This is a genomic window from Phenylobacterium conjunctum, from assembly GCF_042679085.1.
Classification (GTDB): Bacteria; Pseudomonadota; Alphaproteobacteria; order Caulobacterales; family Caulobacteraceae; genus Phenylobacterium; species Phenylobacterium conjunctum.
This window is the reverse complement of sequence record NZ_JBHTLQ010000084.1, coordinates 1-10,669: the sequence shown is the minus strand read 5'-3', so window position 1 is coordinate 10,669 and position 10,669 is coordinate 1. Positions and strand designations below refer to the sequence as shown.

8 protein-coding genes are annotated in these 10,669 nt (G+C 70.1%); 1 reads left to right on the top strand and 7 read right to left on the bottom strand.

The genetic code is table 11. The features are described from left to right. The coding region (locus tag ACFQ27_RS19810; RefSeq protein ID WP_377354789.1) for a hypothetical protein at positions 1 to 183 on the top strand (183 nt) is incomplete at its 5' end. A 44-nt stretch (positions 184 to 227) separates the two neighbouring features. Here the strand turns inward: ACFQ27_RS19810 and ACFQ27_RS19805 are convergent. The 7 genes from ACFQ27_RS19805 to ACFQ27_RS19775 form a co-directional block, all read right to left on the bottom strand. Then, positions 228 to 1,157, bottom strand: a complete 930-nt coding sequence (locus ACFQ27_RS19805) for a DUF2493 domain-containing protein (RefSeq protein WP_377354788.1) — start codon at positions 1,155 to 1,157, stop codon at positions 228 to 230. A 233-nt stretch (positions 1,158 to 1,390) separates the two neighbouring features. Continuing rightward, positions 1,391 to 1,999, bottom strand: a complete 609-nt coding sequence (locus ACFQ27_RS19800) for a DUF6927 domain-containing protein (protein ID WP_377354787.1) — start codon at positions 1,997 to 1,999, stop codon at positions 1,391 to 1,393. 39 nt (positions 2,000 to 2,038) lie between these two features. Beyond that, entirely contained in the window at positions 2,039 to 2,938 is a 900-nt protein-coding gene (locus ACFQ27_RS19795; protein ID WP_377354786.1) for an ArdC family protein, read from the bottom strand. A gap of 143 nt (positions 2,939 to 3,081) precedes the next feature. Continuing rightward, on the bottom strand, positions 3,082 to 7,341 hold the full coding sequence (locus ACFQ27_RS19790; protein WP_377354785.1) for a strawberry notch-like NTP hydrolase domain-containing protein: 4,260 nt from the start codon (positions 7,339 to 7,341) through the stop codon (positions 3,082 to 3,084). Between the two features lie 133 nt (positions 7,342 to 7,474). Further along, the gene (locus ACFQ27_RS19785) at positions 7,475 to 8,014 is read right to left on the bottom strand and encodes a hypothetical protein (protein ID WP_377354784.1); all 540 of its coding nucleotides are present in this window, start codon (positions 8,012 to 8,014) and stop codon (positions 7,475 to 7,477) included. A 60-nt stretch (positions 8,015 to 8,074) separates the two neighbouring features. Then, complete coding sequence (locus ACFQ27_RS19780; protein WP_377354783.1) at positions 8,075 to 9,502, bottom strand: ParB/RepB/Spo0J family partition protein; 1,428 nt, start codon at positions 9,500 to 9,502, stop codon at positions 8,075 to 8,077. Positions 9,503 to 9,586: 84 nt separating this feature from the next. Continuing rightward, positions 9,587 to 10,492 (bottom strand): toprim domain-containing protein, encoded by a 906-nt coding sequence (locus ACFQ27_RS19775; RefSeq protein ID WP_377354782.1) that lies wholly within the window; start codon positions 10,490 to 10,492, stop codon positions 9,587 to 9,589. Between the last annotated feature and the right edge of the window lie 177 nt (positions 10,493 to 10,669).

The window sequence follows — 10,669 nt, the reverse complement described above, 5'->3', positions numbered from 1 at the left end:
GAGGCGGCGCAGGCGGCGTCCGAAGTGGCGGCCATGCCGGCCGGCGCCCAAGGCGCCGAGGCCTTCGCGGCCGCCATCGTCGAACGCGCCTTGCTTGTTCAAGCCCACGCCGCCCAGGACGGTGATCCCGGCGCCGACCCGGCGCCGGAGGCGGCCGAAGGGGCAGGCGCCTACGACGTCTAGCACTGAGGTGGGCGGCGCCGATGACGGCGCCGCCCACAACCCTTCTATCTCGCCTTGACCGCCAGATGACGAATCCCCTTCTCGGCCGCCTTCTGGCCGAGGTTGAGAGCGGGTCCAAACGGCTGCAGGGACGCCGCCCGCGTCCCGTTAAGGGTGTTGGCCAGGGTCAGGACGCAGACCGGCTCCAGCGCGATCAGCTCATCGTTGGCCCGGAAGGGGGCAGCTCTGCCGTTCTTGTCGAAATCGGCCTTGGCCAACACCAGGGTGACGGCCTTCTGTTTGGCCCACTTGATGGCGATCTTCTCCCCGCCCTTAGCGCCCGTGGTCGCCAGGGCCATGTCCGGCCACTGGGCCTGCGCCCAGTTCAGGGCGTCGAAGATGCGGTGCGCATCGTCCTCGGTGTCGGCCTGCGGCGCGGCGCGGAAGGCGACGATGGTGGCGCCGGGGTCGGTGGCGGCGTGTTTGCGGGCCTTGGCTGTGCGCAGGGCGTCCTTCGCCTCGATCTGGGCGGCGGTCAGGCGCGAGGCCTTCACATGGCCTTTCCAGGGGGACCAGACCTCGCCGGTCGCCGTGGTGTAGCTCGCGGCGGCCGCGTCGCGCACGAACTCCAAGGCCAGGCAGGCGACATCGGCGGCGCGGGCCTTGCGGGTCGCGTCCTGCATCTCGCTGTCGGCGATTTCCGAGCCGTCGAAATCCCGGCTCAGGCGGTTGAGCTCATCCCTGGCCCGATCCGCATCGCGTTCGATGCGCTGGGCGGCGGAATGAAACGCCCCGATGAGGGTCTCACAGATGATGGTCTGGAAGTCCTCGAGGGCGGTGTCGCCAAAGACATCGAGGGTCTCGGTCAACACGGCATGGCCGAGCTGCATCAAGGCATCCTCGTGAGGATGGGGCCGCGGATCGTCCAAGGATAAAGCCTGGGCTTCGAAGTGGGTCAGATGACCGGTGAGGGGTGAGAAGGCAGGGGAGGGCATGATGGGGGTCCTTGTCGGAGTGGGGTTTTGAGCCCGTCGGCTCGACGACCGCCCCGCGCCGACGGCTGGGGACGCCCACAAGGGCTTTGAGCGGAGCGTCCCTTGTGGGCGGCTCCAGACGGTGGCGAGGTCTCAAGAGCCAGAGGACTTAAAGGACCACAGGACCGACGACAGGACCCTTGACCGCCACGGCGTCTCGCCCCGTCCGCGTCCCCGCGCGCCTCCGCCCAAGCTCAGTCCCGGGTTCGGCTGGCCTTACCCTCGATGAGGTAGACGCGGTCCTTCAGCTTGGGGATGCGGTAGAGGCCGCCCAGCTCGCTGCGAAAGACGAGCCTGCCACGGCGGCGTCCGGGCCAAGCGACCGCCTCGAAGCGGGAAAACGTCCGCCCGTCTCGAAACTGGAGCGGTTCGGCCAGCACCACGACATCGCCGGGTTTGGGTGTCGGCTTGGCGGCGCGCCGAGCTTTCAGGGCAAGATTCGACCGGCAACGCGCCCGCCAGTCCAGGGCGTAAGTGTTTTCGGTCGCCGTCAGCAGGTTGAGAATTCGCGCGGGACACTCGGACTCGCACGGCCCCATGGATTCCGACATGTCCTTGTAGCCGAACACCAGGCCCTCACGGTCGCGCGGGTTATGACGCACGAGGCAAACAAGGCCCCAGACCTCCCGCGCCCCGGACGCGGCGGTGATCCATTCGACGGCGGCGTAGTAGGTGCGCCGACCGACAAGGCTTGAGGCGAGCACCCGAGAGCAGCCGGTGTCGCGGTCATAGGTGAATTGGGCGTCGAGATAGGCTTTCGGGGTCGCATACCCCGCAAGCGAGCGCATGTAGAGCCAGCCCATGGCGGTCTCCTTGCAGTGATGATGAAAGAAAGGACGGCGTCAGGCGGCCAGGTCGGTGACCGCGTCTTGGGCGCTGAACGCCAGTAGATAGTCGACGGCCCGCTGAGCGTGACCGGAGGCTTCCAGCAGGGCAGATGGGCGATGCCGCAGGATCTTCGCCCAATGGCCGAGATAGGCGGCATGGCTATCAAGCAGCTGCGGTGCGAGCCCGATGCGCAGGCCGAGCGCCGCCGCACCGATCTCGGCGACCAGTTCCTCAAAGGCGTAGGCCTCATCGCCGAAGCGCTTGCCGAACGTGCGATCCAGCCGATGCGCCGCGCCCGACCAGTGCAGCTGCTCGTGCGCCTTGGTCGCCAGGAAGTCGTCGGAGCTTTCGAAGGCGTCGGGGTGCGGCAGCCGGATCAGATCGAGCGCCGGCACATAGCAGGCCGTCCCGCCCCCCAGTTCCACCCGCGCCGGAATCGCATCGAGCACAGCGTTGCGCGCGGCGATGCGGGCGGCGGGGTCGGGATCGACGATGTCGAGGAAGGCCTTTGGGCAGTCCGTCAGCTGCTCGGCGTTGAAGACGCCGTAGGTCTTCAAATAGCGCAGGACGCGCGGATCCCCGGGCTCGCCGGTGCCGACCTGATCCGATCCGTCAGCGGCGTCGTCCACCAGGCGGGTCTTGTAGAGAATGGCTGGGGAGGCCTTCTCGCCCTTGCCGACTGGGGCGTTGATGGCCAAGGCCTGACGGAAGGTGAACCAGTAGGGCGAGCGATAACCGCGCAACGCGCCGGCGAACGCCAGCAGCCAGGCATTGCTGCCGCTGAACGGCTCGCCGTTCGCTCGCAAGGGCAGTCTCGGTTCGGCGCTGGCCGTCCAGGCCTGGCGCCACGGCGGAACGCCCGCCTCGATGCGGGCGATGAGGTCTTGGATCAGGTCGTCGAGCGGGTTGGACATGGGAGCCTCCGGTCCGGCCCCGGGCCAATCCCGGAGCGCTTGCCCGCTCCGTCCCTTCCTCCAACCCTTTGCCGACCAGGCCGCCGAAGCAAAAAGAGCCGCCGGCTCATCACCGGCGGCTCCCGATCAGCGGCCCCGATCCGTCAGGCCGCGGCCGGCAGAATGGTCTGCGCTGGCCAGCGCTCAAGGATGGCGCTCAGCACCTCCGGCCGATCGGTCGGCACGAAGACGCGCGGGGTGTAGGCGATGATCTCGACGAAGCAGCCGAGCGCCACGAAGCTGGTGCGTTGGGCCCCCGCGCCGACGATCTCCAGCCGCTGTCGATCCATCACCTTGGCGCGACGCAACCAAAGGTCGCCGCTCAAGGCGACGGAGGCGCCCTCGCTCAACACAAGGCGGACGGCCGAGGCGCCGTCGCCGACCGCGCTGGCGGTATCGGTCAGGCCCAAGGCGATCTTCAGCGGGGTGACCTGCGCGGGATCGAGCAGGCGGCCCAGCCAACGGCGCCCGTCCGGAGCCTTGAGCCGGCGCACGGACGTGCGCTTGTCGGGCAGGTTGCTCCAGATCGGCAGCAACAGGCCGGTGACCAGCACGAGCTCGCGGGTCACCCACGGGTCGGCCGCCGCCAGCTCGGCGTCCCAGGCCGCGCGCCAGGCCGCCTCATCCGCCGCTTCCCAAGCCGACTCCTCATAGACCTTCAGCGGCGCGACGCTGCGTTTCTCTGGCCGGATCAAACGCACCGCCGGGACCAGGCGGTCGTCATCATTGGTGGTCGTGAGCCCCTGGATGACCAGGGCGGCGCGGCCAGACTTGCTGTTGACCGCGAACACCCGTGCGTCCGGGTTGGCTTCCGCCAAAGCCGCTTCGGCGCTCAGCAGGGACCGGGCGGTGCGCACCTGGACGCTAAGCAGCCGGGTCTCGGCCCCCGTCACCGCGTCGGTGCGGATGACCTCCTCGTCGAGCACCAAGAGGTCGTCGGCCACGACGTCCTCCATGCCCCGGTCCAAGGCGCCCGACGCCGACGCCCGCTCCAGGATGCTGGCCAGGATCTCGTCGAAGGCTGCAAAAAGGCTGTTCTGATCGGCGATCCGCAAGGCCAGCAGCCGATTGAGGAAGGTATTCATCGGCGGCATGTCGTCGGTCGATCGCAGCTCGCCATCACCATCGAGCAACCGTAGGCCGGTCTTGGCCTCGAATGTCTCCCGGTCCATCGCCTCGACGTTGCCGAAGTGCAGCGCGATGTAGAAGGCCTGCAGCGCACGGTGGGCCCAAGGGCTCTCAAGGTTGTCCTCGGCGCGGAAGAGCCCATTGCCGGCCGTCCGCCGCTCGCCCCGGGTCAGGGCGCCCAAGCTGTCGAGGCGCCGGGCGATGGTCGACAGGAAGCGCTTCTCGCCGTGGATGTCCGTGGTCACCGGCCGAAACAGCGGCGCGACAGCCTGATTGGTGCGATGCGAGCGCCCCAGGCCCTGGATCGCCGCATCGGCCCGCCAGCCCGGCTCGACCAAATAGTGGACGCGCCGCTGCTGGTTGGCCACGCCAAGATCGGCGTGATAGCTGCGCCCCGTCCCGCCGGCGTCGGAGAACACCAGGACGCGCTTCTTGCCGCTCATGAAGGCGTCGGTCTCGGCCTTGGCGGCCGAGGCGCTGCGCCGCTCCACCACGCGGCGGCCGTCGCGGCGGATCACCCGGCGGCTGCGCCCGGTAATCTCGGCGACCTGTTCGGTACCGAGCGCCTCGAGCACCGCATCCAGCACGCCGGGCACGGCCGGCAGGCAGGCCAGGTGGGTGACCAGCTCGTCGCGCAGGCTCAGGGCCGCCTGGCTGACGACGGGCGCGCCATCGACCATCACCGGAACCATGGTGACATTGCCGTCGTCGTCCTCGACCGCGTCCATCGCCATGATCGGGAAGGCGCCCATCAGGTAGTCGAGCACCTGATCCTTGGGCGTCAGATCGACGGCGAGGTTGTTCCATTCCTCCGGCGGGATCTCGGCGAGGCGTCGCTCCATCACCGCCTCATTGGTCGAGACCACCTGGACGATGGCCGAGCGGCCTGCCGCCAGGTCCTGGCGGATAGACGCCACGAGGGAAGGCGCTTTTAGGCCCGCCAGCAGGTGCCCAAAGAAGCGCAGCTTGGAGCCCTCGAAGGCCGACATCACGGCCGAAGCCGCTTGGCCGCTCTTGGGCTTGCCCTCTTCGGTGACCCCGACCGCATCCAGCGCGGCGCGCAGATTGTGGTGGATCAGCTGGTAGGCGTCGGCCCAGGCGTCCCAAATGCCGATGTCCTCGGCGCTGAGCGGATGGCGCAGGGCGTCATACTCCACGCCGTCGAACGACAGGGAGCGGGCGATGTAGAGCCCCATGGCCTTCAGTTCCCGGGCGATCAGCTCCATTACCGCGACGCCGCCGGTCTCGACGGCGTCCATGAAGGCCTCGCGCGTCGGGAACGGCGCATCTGGCCCGCCCCACAGGCCCAGGCGGGCGGCGTAGGCCAGGTTCTCCGGGGTCGTCGCCCCCGTCGCCGAGACATAGAGGATGCGGGCATTGGGCAGGCGGTTCTGCAAGGCGAGGCCCGCCATGCCCTGTTGCGAGGCCTTCTTCGGCCCCCGCGCGCCCTTGGCCCCGCCGGCGGCGTTGGCCATGGCGTGGGCCTCGTCGAAGACGATCACGCCATCAAAATCGGCGCCCAGCCAGGCCACGATCTGATCGAGGCGAGACGGCCGGTCGCCCCGCGCCGGTTGGCGCAAGGTGGCGTAGGTCGTGAAAAGGATGCCGCGATCGAGGCGGATGGCGTCCGCCTGCTTCCAGGCCGATTGCGGGGTCAGATCGCTGGCCGCGCCGCCGATCGCGCCCCAGTCGCGCCGCGCGTCTTCCAGAAGGGCATCGTTCTTTGACAGCCAGACCGCCCGGGTTCGCCCCTGGGCGAGGTTGTCAGCGATGACGCCGGCTATCTGACGGCCCTTGCCGCAGCCGGTGCCGTCACCGAGGAAAAAGCCCCGCCGGAAACTAACCGCGTCGGGCGTGTCGTCGCCGACCAGCAGCACCTGGTGCGGCGCTTCGCCGAGCCGCCAGCGGCCCGGCAACAGGTTGGCGTGGGCTTCGCCGGCGTAGATCACCGTCTCCAGCTGCGCGTCGGAGATCAAACCCGCGTCCACGATCTTGCCGGGCAGGACCGGCCGATAGGTCGGGGCCGGCGGCGCCACGGACGCCATCGGCCCGGATTCCACGAGCGGGGAGGGGTGAGGGCGGCTCTGGGCGAAGCCGATCCGACCGAGCCGGTAGGCCTGATAGAGGCCCACATCGTGGCCTTCGCCCGACCAGGCCCGGGTCTCATAGGCGACGGGCGCCGTGGTCGCGAGGAAGGCCAGCCGGTTCGACGGCGTCGCCAAGGCACGCGCCCGCGGCGCGAGGATGGCGACATTCGAGACGGCCCGGAACTGGCGCGGTTGCGCACTTGGCCGAGCCGCAACAGCGCCCGCCGCCCGGGCCGCGTCCGCCAGGCTCTCCGCCGCGATCACCGGCGATGGTTGGCCCGCCTGGCCGCGGTCAATGACCAGGAGGCCCGTCTCCACTGAAGTCCCGTGCTTGGCGTAGGCGCGTGGCGGAAAGGCCAGCCGGAGTACAATCGGTCCCCGCGCCGCCAGCCGGCGCAGGACCGGGGCGTCCTCGAAGAGGCGCGTCGGCACGATGGCCGACAGCCTGCCGCCTTCGGCCAGGGTGTCCAGCGCCGCGTGCAGGTGTTCCTCCAAAATCTGGAACGGCGGGTTGGCGACAACGGCATGGAAGCTGCCGGACGCCGGCAGGATGTCCTTCAGATGCCGGGCGTCATGGGCGCTGCGCGCGGCGAGCGGAAAGAGGCCCTCCAGGATCGCGCCGCGCTGATCGGCGATCTCATTGAGGGTTAGGTTGGCCCCACAGGCTTCGGCCAGCACGGCCAGAAGGCCTGTGCCGGCGGAGGGTTCAAGGACCTGGTCGCCGGGGCGGATTTGTGCGGCCAGCACCGCCAGGGCGCCGAGCTGCGGCGGGGTCGAGAACTGGTCGAGCGCGACCTGCTCTTCACTGCGCCGCGTGTGAGTGAGGCCAAGCTCAGCGAGATTGGCCAGCAGGGCGCAGATCTCGGCGGGCGCATCTTCCAGCCGGCTGATCTGCGGCGACAACCGGCGCAGCTGCAGCACCAGAGCCGCCTCGACCGCGTCATAGGCGTCGCGCCAGATCCACGCGCCGTCCGCGTCCGAGCCGCCGAAGGTGGTGGTCATGACCCCCGCCACCAGCCGCCGATCGAGCGTGCGGGATCGATTGAGCTGCGGGGTCAGGGCGCGAGCGGCGGCCAGAATGTTGGCGGCCTTGTGCGACGCGGGGTCGGCCGCTCCAGCGGTCGCGAAGAGGGGAAGCATGGCGTTCATGACGGGGATCCGTTCACCCGCGGCGGAGGGCGCCTCCCTCCAGTCCCGACGGGCTCGCCCGTCCGCCTCCCTTCCTTGACCCTTTGGCCGGCACAGCAAGAGCCCCCGCCGGTCAGACGAGGGCTCCGCTGGATCAGGCCGCGAGGGCCTCGGCGACCGCTTCGGGCTCAGCCTCGTCTTGCGCCTCGCGATCACCCGCCTCGGGTTCGGCCGCGACCTCTTCGGCCCCGCCGTCCGCTTCGCCGTCGTCGTCGCCAAGCGCCGCCGGACGGTCCCATGAGAGCACCGCCGGGGCCCACTGCCGTTCGGCCGCCGCCTCGGCGACAAAGCTCGCCAGGGCGTCCTTCTTCAGGGTCTTGGCGCGGTCGTCCTCCACCCCCAGCTCTTCGAGCAGGACGAGCAACTGGGCTTTCGAGTGGACCGCCAGATAGGCCTCGTCCGGCGTCCAGTGCGTGGAGATGTCCGCGCCGCACAGGGCGGCGATCTCGGCCGCCTCGGCCCGGGCCCCATGGCGCAGCAGGCTGGTGCGGGCCTCGCGCATGTTGAGCGAGATCGCGGTCAGCTCCGCCATCAGGGCCATCTTCTCCCCATGCGGCAGAGTCTCGACCCAGGTGATCGGCCGCAGACCCGAGGCGCGGTAGGCCTCACGCCGCGCGTCCAGGCGGCCACGCACCTCTCCGTCGAGAGCGGCGAGCGGCGCCTGGGTCCCGCGTTGATAGCGGGTGGCGGAGATCTACGAGGCCGACCCCTCCAGGCCCCCGCTAGAGTGCAGGGCCAGTTGTTTGAAGAGCTGGGCGATCAACACGGTCAGGGCGGCGCTGGGATCATCGGCCAGATCTCGGATCAGACCGCGGGTGGCCACGTCCGTGCGGGTCTCGTGCAGGACGTGACTGGCGCCCTCGACCTCCACATCGGCCCGCGGCACTTCGACGTCGTTGGTGACGACGCCGGGGCGGCCGCCAACCGTGACCGCCTCGTCGTCGCTGTCGTCCCCCTCCGGCAGATTCTCGATCGGCAGCGGGACAGAGTAGAAGGTCGCCGCCACCCCGTGCCCGTCGGACGGGGTGAGCAGCACCGCGCCGATCTTGCTTCGCGTGAGAACTGCCCCCGCCGTCACGCCATAGGCGCTGACCAGCGGCGCGAGTTGGGCCGGCGCGTCATCGACCGACGGATCGAGATCCTGCAGGGCGCTCTCAAGCTGGGTCACCGCATAGCGGGCGTCCGACAGCGCCGTCTTCTGAGCCTCGTCGAGGTCGCGCTCCCAGACGTGGGCCAGCCGGAAGAACCCGTCCGGGGCGCTGTAGCCCGCTTCCCGCGCGACAAAGACAGCGAGCCCTTCGGCCTTCAGATGATCGACGATCGGCTGCACGCGCTCGCGCCAGGCGCCCTGCAGCACCTCCGGATCGAGGAGGAAGTCGGGATATTCGCCGAACAGGTCCGAGGCCACCCGGCCGCCGGCGGCCAGGTAACGGTCCATGCCGACCAGGGTGAACCGGTCGTCCTCGACCGTCGCGCGGTCGTGCTCGACGACAGCGCGCAGCTGATAGTCCTGGAAGTAGCCATCGAGCGCGGTCTGGGCGATCTCGGCCTGCTGCTTCTTGTCGGGCAGGCGCGCGAACAGCCGAACCTGCTTCAGGGTCAGCCGGCCTTGGCGCAGCGCCTTCAGGACCGTCGGGTGGACGGCGGCCAGGGCCTCCAGTCGCTTGATCTCCAGCTCGGCGTAGCCGAGCGCGGTCGAGATCGCCTGGGTGTCCATCTTGGCTTTGCGCAGCTTGCCGATGGCAGTGATCACATCGGCGATGTGGACCGGCGCATGCTCGGTGTTCGGCAGCACGATGGCGGCCGCCTGTTGGGCCGGGGTCTCGGCCAGCAGGCAGTCGATCAGGTAGTCGTCACCGATCTCGCCGCGCTCGCGCAGCAGGATCAGGCCAAAGCGCCGGCGACGGCCATCGAGCGCCATGAACAGGGCCTCGCCCTTGCGCCCCGGACGCACGATCGGCGGGATGACCACGCCGGCGGCCAGCAGGGTGTCGGCCAGCTGCGGCACGCCGTCATCGGCCGGCTCATGGAAGCGAAGGTTTTCCTTCGCGAGGCCAAGGTCGCCGAGGCGCACCTGGATGCGGCTCATGGCGACCGGCGAGGTAGGGGATTGATCGGTCATCGGGGTCTAGCTCCTCGCGCCTGGGCGAGGGACATCCTGCCCCTGGGCGCACCCGCCCGATCCCTTCCTCTCTCCTTTGGCGGCTCAGCTCAGGACCGGATCCAGCAGGCCCGCGGCCTCCGCCTCGTTCCAGTCCCCAAAGCCCTCCGGCGGCAGGGCGACCCGCGCCTTCAAACCGGCGGCGGCCAGGCCCGCGCGCAGCTGCTCGGCCGAGGCCTCGCCGTCGGCCCCGCGATCGGCGGCGATGAGCACCTCGCGCACACCCTCCGGCGGCCGCCAGTGGCGCAGGTTGCGCGTCGACATCAGCGCCCAGGCCGGCAGGGCGAAGCGCGCGCTGGCCGACAGGGTGGTGAACAGGCCCTCGGCCACCAGCATATGCGGCGCGGCCGCATCGATGCGCACCGCGCACCGGGCCGGCGAGGGCCCGACCGTCTTGCGGCTGAGCCGCAGGTCCATCGCCCGACGGGCGTTGGGCGCCAGATAGGTGACCTCAACGGCCGTGAAGGCCCCGTCCTCATCGGTGATCGCCGCCAGCAGGGCCGGTCGATGATGGCGCGACGCGGCATAGGCCGACACCGGCGTCTCGCCGCCATGGCGCAGCACGTTGGGGCCGGGGAGGGGACGGCTGACCCCGCGCAGCGCGCAGTGCCGCGCCGATAAGGTGCCGGCGAGCGGCCGCCCACCCTCCCAGATCCGTAACGCCGCCAGACGGCGCTCCAGCCCAGTCGCGGGCCCGGAAGCTTGGGCGCGACGCGCCTGCGAGAGACTGGTCGGCGCATTGTGCGCATCGACCAGGCCCTCGCCGCGCAGATAGTCCAGCACATCCTTCCAGTCGCCGTCGCCGAAGGTGTGGACGATCACCCGGCCTTCCCGCAGCAGCAGCGAGACCGAACGGTCAGCGGCGCTATGGCCGGGCGCCGGGATATTCGCCCGAAGGCCGCGATCGTAGAGATCGCCGCCCAGGGCCTGGACGATGGGTTTCAAGGACATGGGTCGATCCTCCTTTGCCCCACAAGGGTCGCCCCAAGGCCGCCTCCCTCCGCCTTCGGCCGCCGCAGGCCGGCCCAATCCCTCGGGGGGCGTTGCGGGGCAGGCTGTGCAAAAACCGATGGCGAGCGGCGCCGGCCGCGTCGCCGTCGCTTACGCGGCGTACAGCGCGTGGATCAG